The sequence below is a fragment of the Enterobacter sp. I4 genome (assembly GCF_022669095.1).
GTDB classification, from domain to species: Bacteria; Pseudomonadota; Gammaproteobacteria; order Enterobacterales; family Enterobacteriaceae; genus Enterobacter; species Enterobacter pasteurii.
In genome coordinates this window covers 371,929-387,044 of sequence record NZ_JALBUO010000002.1, presented here as the reverse complement: position 1 = coordinate 387,044, position 15,116 = coordinate 371,929, and the positions used below count along the sequence as shown (strand labels likewise).

11 protein-coding genes and 1 pseudogene are annotated in these 15,116 nt (G+C 57.3%); all 12 read left to right on the top strand.

The annotated features are described in order from the left end of the window. Positions 1-9 precede the first annotated feature (9 nt). On the top strand, positions 10-1,776 hold the full coding sequence (locus tag MOQ06_RS14130; RefSeq protein ID WP_176608709.1) for a peptidoglycan glycosyltransferase FtsI: 1,767 nt from the start codon (positions 10-12) through the stop codon (positions 1,774-1,776). Beyond that, a pseudogene (murE, locus tag MOQ06_RS14125) lies at positions 1,763-3,252 on the top strand (UDP-N-acetylmuramoyl-L-alanyl-D-glutamate--2,6-diaminopimelate ligase). The gene MOQ06_RS14130 and the pseudogene murE overlap by 14 nt, the downstream one beginning before the upstream one ends. Continuing rightward, positions 3,249-4,607 (top strand): UDP-N-acetylmuramoyl-tripeptide--D-alanyl-D-alanine ligase, encoded by a 1,359-nt coding sequence (murF, locus tag MOQ06_RS14120; protein ID WP_242173622.1) that lies wholly within the window; start codon positions 3,249-3,251, stop codon positions 4,605-4,607. The pseudogene murE and the gene murF overlap by 4 nt, the downstream one beginning before the upstream one ends. Continuing rightward, positions 4,601-5,683, top strand: a complete 1,083-nt coding sequence (mraY, locus tag MOQ06_RS14115) for a phospho-N-acetylmuramoyl-pentapeptide-transferase (protein ID WP_003856353.1) — start codon at positions 4,601-4,603, stop codon at positions 5,681-5,683. Before murF ends, mraY begins: the two co-directional genes overlap by 7 nt. Before the next feature lie 2 nt (positions 5,684-5,685). Further along, positions 5,686-7,002 carry a UDP-N-acetylmuramoyl-L-alanine--D-glutamate ligase gene (gene murD, locus MOQ06_RS14110; RefSeq protein WP_148420076.1) on the top strand — a complete coding sequence of 439 codons (1,317 nt, stop codon included), beginning with the start codon at positions 5,686-5,688 and terminating at the stop codon, positions 7,000-7,002. Further along, a complete protein-coding gene (ftsW, locus tag MOQ06_RS14105; protein ID WP_148420077.1) occupies positions 7,002-8,246 on the top strand; it encodes a cell division protein FtsW in 1,245 nt (414 codons plus the stop codon). The genes murD and ftsW overlap by 1 nt, the downstream gene beginning before the upstream one ends. Continuing rightward, positions 8,243-9,307 carry an undecaprenyldiphospho-muramoylpentapeptide beta-N-acetylglucosaminyltransferase gene (gene murG, locus MOQ06_RS14100; RefSeq protein ID WP_242173620.1) on the top strand — a complete coding sequence of 355 codons (1,065 nt, stop codon included), beginning with the start codon at positions 8,243-8,245 and terminating at the stop codon, positions 9,305-9,307. The genes ftsW and murG overlap by 4 nt, the downstream gene beginning before the upstream one ends. A gap of 59 nt (positions 9,308-9,366) precedes the next feature. Continuing rightward, entirely contained in the window at positions 9,367-10,842 is a 1,476-nt protein-coding gene (gene murC, locus MOQ06_RS14095; RefSeq protein ID WP_148420079.1) for a UDP-N-acetylmuramate--L-alanine ligase, read from the top strand. Beyond that, positions 10,835-11,755, top strand: a complete 921-nt coding sequence (locus tag MOQ06_RS14090; protein WP_242173618.1) for a D-alanine--D-alanine ligase — start codon at positions 10,835-10,837, stop codon at positions 11,753-11,755. The genes murC and MOQ06_RS14090 overlap by 8 nt, the downstream gene beginning before the upstream one ends. Position 11,756: 1 nt before the next feature. Next, positions 11,757-12,599: a cell division protein FtsQ gene (ftsQ, locus tag MOQ06_RS14085; protein WP_148420081.1), complete on the top strand. Its 843-nt coding sequence runs from the start codon at positions 11,757-11,759 to the stop codon at positions 12,597-12,599. Beyond that, a complete protein-coding gene (gene ftsA / locus MOQ06_RS14080) occupies positions 12,596-13,852 on the top strand; it encodes a cell division protein FtsA (RefSeq protein WP_003856340.1) in 1,257 nt (418 codons plus the stop codon). Before ftsQ ends, ftsA begins: the two co-directional genes overlap by 4 nt. Before the next feature lie 60 nt (positions 13,853-13,912). Then, positions 13,913-15,064 (top strand): cell division protein FtsZ, encoded by a 1,152-nt coding sequence (gene ftsZ, locus MOQ06_RS14075; RefSeq protein ID WP_003856338.1) that lies wholly within the window; start codon positions 13,913-13,915, stop codon positions 15,062-15,064. The last annotated feature ends 52 nt before the right edge of the window (positions 15,065-15,116 follow it).

Genomic DNA, 15,116 nt, shown 5'->3' with positions numbered 1-15,116 from the left:
ACGCGACGCATGAAAGCAGCGGCAAAAACGCTAAAACCAAAACGCCAGGAAGAACAGGCCAACTTTGTCAGTTGGCGTTTTGCGTTGCTTTGCGGCTGCATTTTACTGGCGCTGGGTTTCCTGCTGGGTCGCGTGGCGTGGCTACAAATTATCGCCCCTGACATGCTGGTGCGCCAGGGGGATATGCGTTCACTGCGCGTACAGGAAGTTTCTACCTCCCGCGGGATGATCACCGATCGTTCTGGCCGTCCGCTGGCGGTGAGCGTGCCGGTGAAGGCGATCTGGGCCGATCCGAAAGAGCTGCACGATGCAGGCGGGATCACCCTTGATAACCGCTGGAAGGCGCTCTCAGACGCGTTGAAAATGCCGCTGGATCAGCTGGCTTCGCGCGTTAACGCCAACCCGAAAGGGCGCTTTATCTATCTGGCGCGTCAGGTCAACCCTGACATGGCCGACTACATTAAAAAACTGAAGCTGCCGGGTATTCATCTTCGTGAAGAATCGCGCCGTTACTATCCTTCCGGCGAAGTAACCGCTCACCTCATCGGCTTTACCAACGTGGATAGCCAGGGGATTGAAGGCGTTGAGAAAAGCTTCGATAAGTGGCTAACAGGCCAGCCCGGCGAGCGCATTGTACGTAAAGATCGCTATGGTCGCGTCATTGAAGATATCTCTTCTACTGACAGCCAGGCCGCACACAACCTGGCCCTGAGTATTGACGAGCGCTTGCAGGCGCTGGTTTACCGCGAGCTGAACAACGCCGTGGCCTTTAACAAGGCGGAATCCGGCAGCGCCGTGCTGGTGGATGTCAGTACCGGCGAAGTGCTGGCGATGGCCAACAGCCCTTCCTATAACCCGAACAACTTTACCGGCACCGCAAAAGACGCGATGCGTAACCGGGCGATCACCGACGTGTTTGAACCCGGCTCCACGGTAAAACCTATGGTGGTGATGACTGCGCTTCAGCGCGGCATCGTCAATGAAAGTACCGTTCTGAATACGATTCCTTACCGCATTAACGGCCATGAAATCAAAGACGTGGCCCGTTACAGCGAACTGACCCTGACCGGGGTCTTACAGAAGTCGAGTAACGTCGGTGTTTCAAAGCTGGCGTTAGCGATGCCGTCCTCAGCGTTAGTAGAAACTTACTCACGTTTTGGGCTGGGAAAGGCGACCAATTTGGGGTTGGTCGGAGAACGCAGTGGCTTATATCCTCAAAAACAACGGTGGTCTGACATAGAGAGGGCCACCTTCTCTTTCGGCTACGGGCTAATGGTAACCCCGTTACAGTTAGCGCGAGTCTACGCAACGATCGGCAGCTATGGCATTTATCGCCCGCTGTCGATTACCAAAGTTGATCCACCGGTTCCTGGCGAGCGTATTTTCCCGGAATCTATCGTTCGTACCGTCGTGCATATGATGGAAAGCGTCGCGCTGCCGGGCGGTGGCGGCGTGAAGGCCGCGATTAAAGGCTATCGTATCGCCATTAAAACCGGTACAGCGAAGAAAGTGGGGCCGGATGGCCGCTATATCAACAAATACATTGCCTATACCGCGGGCGTTGCGCCTGCAAGCAATCCGCGTTTTGCGCTGGTGGTCGTTATCAACGATCCACAGGCGGGTAAATACTACGGCGGCGCCGTTTCCGCGCCTGTGTTCGGGGCTATCATGGGCGGCGTATTGCGCACCATGAACATTGAACCAGATGCGCTGGCGACGGGCGAAAAAAGTGAATTTGTAATTAATCAAGGCGAGGGAACAGGTGGCAGATCGTAATTTGCGCGACCTTCTTGCTCCGTGGGTGCCTATGCTACCTGCGCGAGCACTGCGAGAGATGGTACTGGACAGCCGCGTAGCGGCTGCTGGGGATCTTTTTGTCGCGGTGGTTGGTCATCAGGCGGACGGGCGTCGTTATATCCCGCAGGCGATTGCGCAAGGTGTTGCTGCCATTATTGCTGAGGCTAAAGATGAGGCAACAGACGGTGAGATCCGTGAAATGCACGGCGTACCGGTCATCTATCTCAGCCAGTTGAACGAGCGTCTCTCCGCGCTGGCAGGGCGTTTTTACACAACGAACCTTCCGACCAGCTACGGCTGATTGGCGTAACCGGGACCAACGGAAAAACCACCACCACTCAGCTGATGGCGCAGTGGGCGCAGCTGCTGGGTGAAACCGGAGCCGTGATGGGTACCGTAGGTAATGGTCTGCTGGGTAAGGTCAGCCCAACGGAAAATACCACCGGCTCTGCGGTTGACGTGCAGCACGTGCTGGCGGGCCTTGCAGAGCAGGGGGCGACCTTTGCGGCGATGGAAGTATCTTCCCACGGTCTGGTACAGCATCGCGTGGCGGCCCTGAAGTTTGCTGCCTCCGTATTCACTAACCTGAGCCGCGATCACCTCGATTATCACGGTGATATGGAGCACTACGAAGCGGCCAAATGGCTGCTTTATTCCACACACCACCACGGACAGGCGATCATCAACGCCGATGACGAAGTCGGTCGCCGCTGGCTGGAAAAGCTGCCGGATGCGGTGGCGGTGTCGATGGAAGAGCGTATTAACCCGAACTGCCATGGCCGCTGGCTGAAGGCGGTCGAGGTGAACTACCACGACCGCGGCGCGACGATTCGCTTTGCTTCCACCTGGGGCGAAGGTGAAATAGAAAGCCGTCTGATGGGTGCCTTTAACGTCAGCAACCTGCTGCTGGCGCTGGCGACGCTGCTGGCGCTGGGTTATCCAATGGCGGATCTGCTGAAAACCGCTGAGCGCCTGCAGCCGGTCTGTGGCCGTATGGAAGTGTTCAGCGCGCCGGGCAAGCCGACGGTGGTGGTGGATTATGCCCACACGCCGGATGCGCTGGAAAAAGCGCTGGAAGCGGCGCGTCTGCACTGCGCCGGAAAGCTCTGGTGCGTGTTTGGCTGCGGCGGCGATCGCGATAAGGGCAAACGTCCGCTGATGGGCGCGATTGCCGAGCAGTTTGCGGATATTCCGGTCGTGACCGATGACAACCCGCGCACCGAAGAGCCTCGTGCCATTATCAACGACATACTGGCGGGAATGCTGGATGCAGGCCGCGCTCGCGTGGTGGAAGGCCGTGCGGAAGCCGTGACTAACGCCATTATGCAGGCGCAGGAAAACGATGTGGTGCTGCTGGCGGGTAAAGGTCATGAAGATTATCAGATAGTTGGCAATCGTCGTCTGGATTATTCCGACCGCGTGACGGCAGCGCGTCTGCTGGGGGTAGTGGCATGATTAGCATTACGTTAAGCCAGGCCGCTGCGGTATTGCAGGGGGCGCTGGATGGTACCGATCTGACCGTTGACGCCGTGACCACGGACACCCGTAAAGTGACGGCGGGCTGCCTGTTTGTGGCGCTGAAGGGCGAGCGTTTTGACGCCCACGATTTTGCGCAGCAGGCCAAAGAGAACGGCGCGGGCGCGCTGCTGGTCAGCCGCAAGCTTGATATCGATCTGCCGCAGGTTGTCGTTAAAGATACGCGCCTGGCGTTCGGCGAACTGGCAGCATGGGTTCGCCAGCAGGTGCCGACCCGCGTAGTGGCGCTCACCGGCTCATCGGGCAAAACCTCCGTTAAAGAGATGACGGCGGCGATCCTTAGCCAGTGCGGTAACACCCTCTATACGGCGGGCAACCTCAATAACGACATCGGCGTGCCGATGACCTTACTCCGCCTGACCAACGAGCATGAATATGCGGTGATTGAGTTAGGGGCAAACCATCAGGGCGAAATCGCCTGGACCGTGAGCCTGACTCGCCCGGAAGCGGCGCTGGTCAATAACCTGGCGGCTGCACACCTTGAAGGTTTCGGCTCGCTGGAAGGCGTGGCGAAAGCGAAAGGCGAGATCTATACCGGCCTGCCTGATGACGGCATCGCCATTATGAATGCCGATAACAACGACTGGCTGAACTGGCAGAGCATCATTGGTTCACGCAAAACCTGGCGCTTCTCACCGAATGCGGCAAACAGCGATTTTACGGCGACCAATATTCACGTGACGTCACGTGGCACCGAGTTCACCCTCGTAACCCCAACGGGCGGTATTGACGTGCTGCTGCCGTTGCCGGGTCGCCATAACATCGCCAATGCGCTTGCTGCGGCAGCGCTCTCAATGGCGGTTGGTGCACCGCACGATGCCATTAAAAACGGGCTTGCGAACCTGAAGGCCGTGCCGGGGCGTCTGTTCCCAATCCCGCTGGCGGAAAACAAGCTGCTGCTGGACGACTCGTACAACGCCAACGTCGGCTCGATGACCGCGGCCGTGCAGGTGCTTTCAGAGATGCCGGGCTATCGGGTGATGGTTGTGGGCGATATGGCCGAGCTGGGTGATGAAAGCGAAGCCTGCCATATTCAGGTTGGCGAAGCGGCGAAAGCTGCCGGGCTTGACCGCGTATTGAGCGCGGGCACGCTGAGCAAGGCCATCTCTGATGCCAGTGAAGTTGGCGAACATTATGCCGATAAAGCTTCACTGATCGAACGCCTCAAGGCATTGATTGCAGAAAAACAGATTGTGACTGTGTTAGTTAAAGGTTCACGTAGTGCCGCCATGGAAGAGGTTGTGCACGCTTTACAGGAGAACGGGACATGTTAGTTTGGCTGGCCGAACATTTGGTCAAATATTATTCAGGCTTTAACGTCTTTTCCTACCTGACGTTTCGCGCCATCGTCAGCCTGCTGACCGCGCTGTTCATCTCGCTGTGGATGGGCCCGCGCATGATCGCCCGTCTGCAAAAACTCTCTTTCGGCCAGGTTGTACGCAACGACGGTCCGGAATCACATTTCAGCAAGCGCGGAACGCCGACGATGGGTGGGATCATGATCCTGACGGCAATCGTGGTGTCCGTACTCCTGTGGGCTTATCCGTCTAACCCGTACGTCTGGTGCGTACTGACGGTTCTGGTTGGCTACGGGATCATCGGTTTTGTCGATGATTATCGCAAGGTCGTGCGTAAGGATACGAAGGGCCTGATTGCCCGCTGGAAGTATTTCTGGATGTCGGTGATTGCGCTGGGCGTGGCCTTCGCGCTGTATCTGGCAGGAAAAGATACGCCAGCAACCGAGCTGGTGGTGCCGTTCTTCAAGGACGTGATGCCGCAACTGGGGCTGTTCTACATCCTGCTGGCCTATTTTGTCATTGTCGGCACCGGTAACGCCGTTAACCTGACGGATGGTCTTGACGGCCTGGCCATCATGCCAACCGTCTTTGTCGCGGGTGGATTCGCGCTGGTGGCGTGGGCGACCGGTAACATGAACTTTGCTAACTACCTGCACATTCCTTATCTGCGTCACGCGGGTGAGCTGGTGATCGTCTGTACGGCGATTGTCGGCGCGGGTCTGGGCTTCCTGTGGTTTAACACCTATCCGGCGCAGGTCTTTATGGGCGATGTCGGCTCGCTGGCGCTGGGTGGCGCGCTGGGCATTATCGCCGTGCTGCTGCGTCAGGAGTTCCTCCTGGTGATCATGGGTGGCGTGTTTGTGGTTGAGACCCTGTCAGTGATTTTGCAGGTCGGTTCCTTCAAGCTGCGCGGACAGCGCATCTTCCGAATGGCGCCGATTCACCATCACTATGAACTGAAAGGCTGGCCGGAGCCGCGCGTTATTGTGCGCTTCTGGATTATTTCGCTGATGCTGGTGCTGATTGGCCTGGCAACGCTGAAGGTACGTTAATCATGGCAGATTACCAGGGCAAAAAAGTCGTTATCATCGGGTTAGGCCTCACCGGCCTCTCCTGCGTGGACTTTTTCCTTGCGCGCGGCGTGACGCCGCGCGTGGTGGATACGCGCGTCTCTCCGCCGGGTCTGGACAAGCTGCCGGAGCAGGTTGAACGCCACCTGGGTGGTCTGAATGATGACTGGCTGCTGGCCGCCGATTTGATTGTTGCCAGCCCCGGTATGGCGCTGGCGCATCCTTCGCTGAGCGCTGCGGCAGAGGCTGGCGTCGAGATTGTTGGCGATATCGAACTGTTTTGCCGGGAAGCGCAGGCGCCGATCGTGGCGATTACCGGGTCGAACGGTAAAAGCACCGTCACCACCCTGGTGGGGGAGATGGCGAAAGCGGCGGGTAAAAACGTTGGCGTGGGCGGTAACATCGGGCTGCCTGCCCTGATGCTGCTGGATAAAGGGTGCGAGCTGTACGTGCTGGAACTTTCCAGCTTTCAGCTGGAAACCACCTCCAGCCTGCATGCCGCGGCGGCGACGATCCTCAACGTTACCGAAGATCATATGGACCGATATCCGTTTGGCTTGCAGCAGTATCGCGCGGCCAAGCTGCGGGTTTATGAAAACGCCAGCGTCTGCGTGGTGAACGCTGATGATGCGCTCACCATGCCGGTGCGCGGCGCTGACGATCGCTGCATCAGCTTTGGCATTAACATGGGCGATTACCACCTGAACCGCCAGCAGGGTGAAACCTGGCTGCGTGTTAAAGGCGAGAAGGTGTTGAACGTGAAAGAGATGCTGCTTTCTGGCCAGCATAACTACACCAATGCTCTGGCGGCGCTGGCGCTGGCGGATGCCGTTGGGCTGCCACGTTCTTCAAGCCTGAAAGCGCTGACCACCTTTACCGGGCTGGCGCACCGTTTCCAGCTGGCGCTGGAGCACAACGGCGTGCGCTGGATTAACGATTCCAAGGCTACCAACGTGGGCAGTACCGAAGCGGCGCTGAACGGACTTCACGTTGACGGCACGCTGCACCTGCTGCTGGGCGGTGACGGCAAATCGGCCGACTTTTCCTCGCTGAAGCAGTATCTCAATGGCGATAACGTGCGCCTGTACTGCTTTGGCCGCGATGGTGGCGAGCTTGCTGCGCTACGTCCTGAGGTTGCCGAGCAAACCGAGACCATGGAGCAGGCGATGCGCCTCATTGCCCCGCGCGTGAAGCCCGGCGATATGGTGCTGCTCTCGCCTGCCTGCGCCAGCCTCGATCAGTTTAAGAATTTCGAACAGCGGGGCGATCTCTTTACCCGCCTGGCGAAGGAGTTAGGCTGATGCGTTTATCTCTCCCTCGCCTGAAAATGCCGCGCCTGCCGGGATTTGGTATCCTGGTATGGCTGTTTGCGGCGCTTAAGGGCTGGGTGATGGCTTCGCGGGATAAAGATTCCGACAGCCTGATCATGTACGACCGCACGCTGTTCTGGCTTACGCTGGGGCTGGCGGCCATCGGTTTTGTCATGGTGACCTCGGCGTCAATGCCCGTCGGGCAGCGTCTGGCTAACGATCCGTTCCTGTTTGCCAAGCGCGACGGGCTGTACATCATTCTTGCGTTCTGCCTGGCGATGATCACCTTACGTCTGCCGATGTCGTTCTGGCAGCGGTACAGTACCGCGATGCTCATTGCGTCGATCGTCATGCTGCTGATCGTTCTGGTTGTCGGGAGTTCCGTTAACGGGGCATCGCGCTGGATCGCCTTCGGTCCGCTGCGCATTCAGCCTGCGGAATTTACCAAGCTTTCCCTGTTCTGCTACCTCGCTAACTACCTGGTGCGTAAAGTTGACGAGGTCCGTAACAACCTGCGCGGCTTCTTAAAACCGATGGGCGTGATTCTGGTGCTGGCAATTTTGCTGCTGGCGCAGCCTGACCTTGGTACGGTGGTGGTGCTGTTTGTCACTACGCTGGCGATGCTGTTCCTGGCGGGGGCGAAGCTGTGGCAGTTCATCGCCATTATCGGGATGGGGATTTCCGCGGTTGTGCTGCTGATCCTCGCCGAGCCATACCGTATCCGCCGCGTGACCTCCTTCTGGAACCCGTGGGAAGATCCGTTCGGCAGCGGCTATCAGCTGACGCAGTCGCTGATGGCGTTTGGCCGTGGCGAAGTCTGGGGACAGGGCCTGGGCAACTCGGTGCAAAAACTTGAGTATTTACCCGAGGCACATACCGACTTCATCTTCTCCATTATTGGGGAAGAACTGGGTTATATCGGTGTGGTATTGGCGCTATTAATGGTATTCTTCGTCGCTTTCCGCGCCATGTCCATTGGCCGGAAAGCGCTGGAGATCGATCACCGCTTCTCCGGTTTCCTGGCCTGCTCAATTGGTATCTGGTTTAGCTTCCAGGCGCTGGTCAACGTTGGGGCTGCAGCAGGTATGCTGCCGACCAAGGGCCTGACGCTGCCGTTGATCAGTTATGGTGGTTCGAGTCTGCTGATCATGTCGACGGCCATCATGTTTTTGTTACGCATAGATTATGAGACGCGTCTGGAAAAAGCCCAGGCGTTTACACGAGGTTCACGATGAATCAACCGAAGCGGTTAATGGTGATGGCAGGCGGTACCGGTGGGCATGTATTCCCGGGGCTGGCGGTTGCGCACCATTTAATGGATCAGGGCTGGCTGGTACGCTGGCTGGGAACCGCGGACCGCATGGAAGCCGACCTGGTGCCAAAACACGGTATCGAGATCGACTTTATTCGCATTTCCGGCCTGCGCGGCAAAGGTATCAAAGCGCTGCTGTTGGCGCCGGTGCGCATTTTTAACGCCTGGCGTCAGGCGCGCGCCATCATGAAACGCTTCAGGCCAGACGTCGTTCTGGGCATGGGCGGTTACGTTTCCGGCCCCGGCGGGCTGGCGGCGTGGTCACTGGGTATTCCCGTTGTTCTGCATGAGCAGAACGGCATCGCCGGTTTGACCAACAAATGGCTGGCAAAAATTGCCACCAAAGTGATGCAGGCATTTCCGGGTGCTTTCCCCAACGCGGACGTTGTGGGTAACCCGGTGCGCGTCGACGTGCTGTCGCTGCCGCTGCCGGAGAGCCGCATCACGGGGCGTGATGGTCCGGTTCGCGTGCTGGTAGTGGGCGGATCCCAGGGGGCTCGTATCTTAAATCAGACGATGCCGCAGGTTGCCGCAAAGCTGGGTGAGGCCGTTACCATCTGGCACCAGAGCGGGAAGGGCGCTCAGCAGACCGTTGAGCAGGCGTATGCGCAGGAAGGGCAGCCGCAGCATAAAGTCACTGAATTTATTGACGACATGGCCGCAGCCTATGCGTGGGCTGATGTCGTGGTCTGCCGCTCGGGCGCGCTGACGGTGAGCGAAATTGCCGCCGCCGGTTTGCCTGCGCTGTTCGTGCCGTTCCAGCACAAAGACAGACAGCAGTACTGGAATGCGTTGCCGCTTGAGAAAGCGGGCGCCGCGAAGATTTTTGAGCAGCCACAATTTACCGCCGAGGCGGTCGCCACCACCCTGGCGGGCTGGAATCGGGACGTATTGCTGGAGATGGCGCAACGCGCACGCGCGACCGCTATTCCGGATGCAACCGAACGGGTGGCAAAAGAAGTGAGCCTGGCAGCCCGGGCATAATTCTCGCAGCGCGTGTTGCGCTGCACGATTTTTTTGAAGTAGTCGATGGCGTTTAGAGAATGAATACACAACAACTGGCAAAACTGCGTTCTATCGTGCCCGAGATGCGTCGCGTCCGGCACATTCACTTTGTCGGCATCGGTGGTGCTGGCATGGGCGGTATTGCCGAAGTGTTAGCTAACGAAGGTTATCAGATCAGCGGGTCAGATCTGGCGCCAAACCCTGTTACGCAGCAGCTGGCGTCGCTTGGGGCGACTATCTATTTCAACCATCGCCCGGAAAACGTGCGCGATGCCAGCGTGGTTGTGGTGTCGAGCGCCATCTCCGCTGATAACCCGGAAATCGTTGCCGCGCACGAAGCGCGCATTCCGGTGATCCGCCGCGCGGAAATGCTGGCGGAGCTGATGCGCTTCCGTCACGGCATTGCGGTTGCCGGCACGCACGGTAAAACCACCACGACAGCGATGGTGTCCAGCATTTATGCGGAAGCGGGTCTCGATCCGACGTTCGTCAACGGTGGTCTGGTGAAAGCTGCCGGCGTGCATGCGCGCCTGGGCCACAGCCGTTATCTGATTGCGGAAGCGGATGAGAGTGACGCGTCGTTCCTGCACCTGCAGCCGATGGTGGCGATCGTCACCAATATCGAAGCTGACCATATGGATACCTACCAGGGCGACTTCGAGAACTTAAAGCAGACCTTTATTAACTTCTTGCACAACCTGCCGTTTTACGGCCGTGCGGTGATGTGCGTAGACGATCCGGTGATCCGCGAACTGCTGCCGCGCGTCGGGCGTCAAATCACCACCTATGGTTTCAGTGAAGACGCTGACGTACGGGTAGAAGATTACAAACAGATTGGTGCGCAGGGGCATTTCACCCTGGCGCGTCAGGATAAAGAACTGCTGCACGTCACCCTGAACGCTCCGGGGCGTCACAACGCCCTGAACGCGGCGGCGGCGGTAGCGGTAGCGACGGAAGAAGGCATTGACGACGACGCTATTCTGCGCGCGCTGGAAAGCTTCCAGGGCACCGGCCGTCGTTTCGACTTCCTCGGTGAATTCCCACTGGAGCCGGTGAACGGTAAAACGGGCACGGCGATGCTGGTGGACGATTATGGTCATCATCCGACCGAAGTTGACGCGACCATTAAAGCGGCGCGCGCGGGCTGGCCGGAGAAGAATCTGGTGATGATCTTCCAGCCACATCGCTTTACGCGTACCCGCGATCTGTATGATGATTTTGCGAACGTACTTTCGCAGGTCGACACGCTGCTGATGCTGGACGTTTACGCCGCAGGCGAAACGCCGATTCCGGGGGCGGACAGCCGTTCTTTGTGCCGTACCATTCGCGCACGCGGTAAAGTGGACCCTATTCTGGTTTCCGACCCTGCACAGGTGGCTGAAATTCTGGCACCGGTCCTGACGGGTAACGATTTGATCCTGATTCAGGGCGCGGGAAATATCGGCAAAATCGCCCGTACCTTAGCTGAAATCAAACTGAAGCCGCAAACTCAGGAGGACGAGCGTCATGGCTGATAAGATTGCTGTCCTGTTTGGCGGCACGTCCGCCGAGCGCGACGTTTCTCTCAATTCCGGGGCTGCCGTGCTGGCGGGCCTGCGTGAGGGTGGCGTAAACGCGTATCCGGTCGATCCGAAAGAGGTGGACGTCACGCAGCTTAAAGCGATGGGCTTTGATAAAGCCTTTATCGCGTTGCACGGTCGCGGTGGCGAAGACGGTACCCTGCAAGGGCTGCTGGATCTGATCGGCATGCCGTACACCGGCAGCGGCGTAATGGCATCCGCTATCTCCATGGATAAACTGCGCAGCAAACTGCTGTGGCAGGGGGCGGGCCTGCCCGTTGCGCCATGGGTTGCGCTGACGCGTCGTGAATATGAATCAGGCCTGTCGGATAGCGTTAATGCCCGCATTGCCGCGCTCGGCTTGCCGGTTATTGTTAAGCCGAGCCGCGAAGGGTCAAGCGTCGGGATGTCTAAAGTCGATAAAGCTGCACATTTGGCGGACGCTTTAGCGCTGGCATTTCAACATGATGATGAAGTTCTGATTGAAAAATGGCTCAGCGGACCGGAATTTACCGTCGCGATGCTTGGCGAAGAAATTTTACCGTCAATTCGCATCCAACCCGCCGGAGTCTTCTATGATTATGAGGCGAAGTATCTCTCTGATGAGACGCAATATTTCTGCCCAAGTGGTCTTGAAGATGAACGTGAAGCCGAATTACAGTCTCTGGTGCTTAAAGCATGGCATGTTCTTGGGTGTCGTGGCTGGGGGCGCATCGACGTGATGCTCGACGGCGACGGGCAATTTTATATGCTGGAAGCAAATACTTCTCCAGGCATGACCAGCCATAGCCTTGTGCCAATGGCGGCGCGTCAGGCAGGAATGAGCTTCTCGCAATTAGTCGTACGTATACTGGACCAGGCGGGCTGATATGTCTCAGGCTGCATTGAACACGCGCAACCGCGATGACGAAGAAGAATATTCTTCTTCGCGCCGGAGTAATGGAACGCGTCTTGCAGGGATAATCTTCCTGCTCGGGGTGCTGTGCACCGTGTTTATCAGCGGCTGGATGGTGCTGGGCTGGATGGAAGATGCACAGCGGTTGCCGCTGTCGAAGCTGGTCGTTACCGGGGAGCGTCATTACACGCGTAACGATGATATTCGCCAGTCAATACTGGCGCTGGGATCGCCCGGCACCTTTATGACGCAGGACGTCAATATTATCCAGAGCCAGATTGAACGTCTGCCGTGGATAAAACAGGCGAGTGTAAGAAAGCAATGGCCTGATGAATTGAAGATTCATCTGGTTGAATATGTGCCCATTGCGCGTTGGAATGATCAGCACATGGTTGACGTAGACGGAAATTCGTTCAGCGTCCCGAGCGATCGCGTCAATAAGCAGAATTTACCGATGCTGTATGGCCCGGAAGGCAGCGAAAACGAAGTATTGCAGGGTTTTCGTGAGATGGGAAAGGTGCTGGCTAAGGACCGCTTTACGTTAAAAGATGCCGCGATGACGGCGCGCCGTTCCTGGCAGTTGACCTTAACGAATGGCATTAAGCTCAACCTTGGCCGCGGCGACACAATGAAACGTCTGGCGCGTTTTGTAGAACTTTACCCGGTTTTACAGCAGCAGGCGCAGACGGATGGCAAACGGATAAGCTACGTTGATTTGCGCTATGACTCAGGCGCAGCAGTCGGTTGGGAGCCGGCTCCGGTCGAGGAACCTAATCAGCAACAGAATCAGGCACAGGTACAGGCAGAACAACAATGATCAAGTCGACGGACAGAAAATTGGTAGTAGGACTGGAGATTGGCACCGCGAAGGTTGCCGCTTTAGTAGGGGAAGTTCTGCCCGACGGTATGGTCAATATCATTGGCGTGGGCAGTTGCCCGTCCCGTGGTATGGATAAAGGTGGGGTAAACGACCTTGAGTCGGTGGTGAAATGCGTTCAGCGCGCCATCGACCAGGCTGAATTGATGGCAGATTGCCAGATTTCCTCTGTCTATCTGGCCCTCTCTGGTAAGCACATTAGCTGCCAGAACGAGATCGGTATGGTGCCGATTTCTGAAGAAGAAGTGACGCAGGAAGACGTTGAGAACGTGGTTCACACGGCGAAATCCGTGCGCGTGCGCGACGAGCACCGCGTACTGCATGTGATCCCTCAGGAATATGCGATCGACTATCAGGAAGGGATCAAGAATCCGGTCGGCCTGTCCGGCGTACGCATGCAGGCAAAAGTGCACCTGATCACATGTCACAACGATATGGCGAAGAACATTGTAAAAGCCGTTGAACGTTGTGGCCTGAAAGTTGACCAACTTATTTTCGCCGGTCTGGCCGCGAGCTATTCCGTGCTGACCGAAGACGAACGTGAACTGGGCGTCTGTGTGGTCGATATTGGTGGTGGTACAATGGACATGGCTGTCTATACCGGCGGTGCGTTGCGCCACACCAAAGTGATCCCGTACGCCGGGAACGTCGTGACCAGCGATATCGCTTACGCCTTTGGTACGCCACCGAGCGATGCAGAGGCGATCAAAGTGCGCCATGGTTGTGCGCTGGGCTCTATCGTCGGTAAAGATGAGAGCGTTGAAGTGCCGAGCGTTGGTGGACGACCGCCGCGCAGCCTGCAACGCCAGACGCTGGCAGAGGTGATCGAGCCGCGCTATACCGAGCTGCTCAATCTGGTCAACGAAGAGATTTTGCAGCTACAGGAACAGCTTCGCCAGCAGGGTGTGAAACATCATCTCGCGGCGGGGATTGTATTAACCGGCGGGGCAGCGCAAATTGAAGGTCTTGCGGCCTGCGCTCAGCGCGTGTTCCATACGCAGGTGCGTATTGGTGCGCCGCTGAATATCACCGGTTTAACGGATTATGCTCAGGAGCCGTACTATTCAACGGCGGTGGGCCTGCTGCACTACGGGAAAGAATCCCATTTAAGTGGTGAAGCAGAGGTGGAAAAACGCGTCTCGGTGGGGTCGTGGGTCAAACGACTTAACACCTGGTTGCGAAAAGAATTTTAATTTTTTAAGAGACCGGAGAGAATTAGCGGTCTCGGGCGACAGGCACAACGGAGAGAAACTATGTTTGAACCAATGGAATTAACCAACGACGCGGTGATTAAAGTCATCGGCGTCGGTGGCGGCGGCGGTAACGCCGTAGAGCATATGGTGCGCGAGCGCATTGAAGGTGTTGAATTCTTCGCGGTGAACACCGATGCGCAGGCACTGCGTAAAACGGCTGTTGGCCAGACGATCCAGATTGGTGGTGGCATCACCAAAGGTCTGGGCGCTGGGGCTAACCCTGAAGTGGGCCGCAATGCGGCTGAAGAAGATCGTGAAGCCCTGCGCGCTGCACTGGACGGTGCAGACATGGTCTTCATCGCAGCAGGTATGGGCGGCGGTACGGGTACCGGTGCAGCACCTGTTGTGGCGGAAGTCGCTAAAGATTTAGGTATTCTGACCGTTGCCGTCGTGACCAAGCCTTTCAACTTTGAAGGCAAGAAGCGTATGGCTTTCGCGGAGCAGGGTATCACCGAGCTGTCTAAGCACGTGGACTCTCTGATTACCATCCCGAACGACAAGCTGCTGAAAGTGCTGGGTCGCGGCATCTCTCTGCTGGATGCTTTTGGCGCAGCAAACGACGTGCTGAAAGGCGCGGTTCAGGGTATCGCCGAACTGATTACCCGTCCTGGCCTGATGAACGTTGACTTTGCAGACGTTCGCACCGTGATGTCCGAAATGGGCTACGCGATGATGGGCTCTGGCGTGGCGAGCGGTGAAGACCGTGCGGAAGAAGCCGCTGAAATGGCGATCTCTTCTCCGCTGCTGGAAGATATCGATCTGTCTGGTGCGCGCGGCGTGCTGGTCAACATTACCGCTGGCTTTGACCTGCGTCTGGATGAGTTCGAAACCGTAGGTAACACCATCCGTGCATTCGCCTCTGACAATGCGACCGTGGTAATCGGTACTTCCCTTGACCCGGAAATGAACGACGAACTGCGTGTGACCGTTGTTGCGACCGGTATCGGTATGGACAAGCGTCCTGAGATCACTCTGGTGACCAACAAACAGACTCAGCAGCCTGTGATGGATCGTTACCAGCAGCACGGTATGGCGCCTCTGACTCAGGAGCAAAAACCAGCTGCGAAAGTGGTGAACGACCCGACTCCACAAACGGCAAAAGAGCCAGATTATCTGGACATCCCGGCGTTCCTGCGTAAGCAAGCTGACTAAGAATTGGCTGGAATTTGGGGATTTGCGCTCTTTGTGCTAAACTGGCCCACCG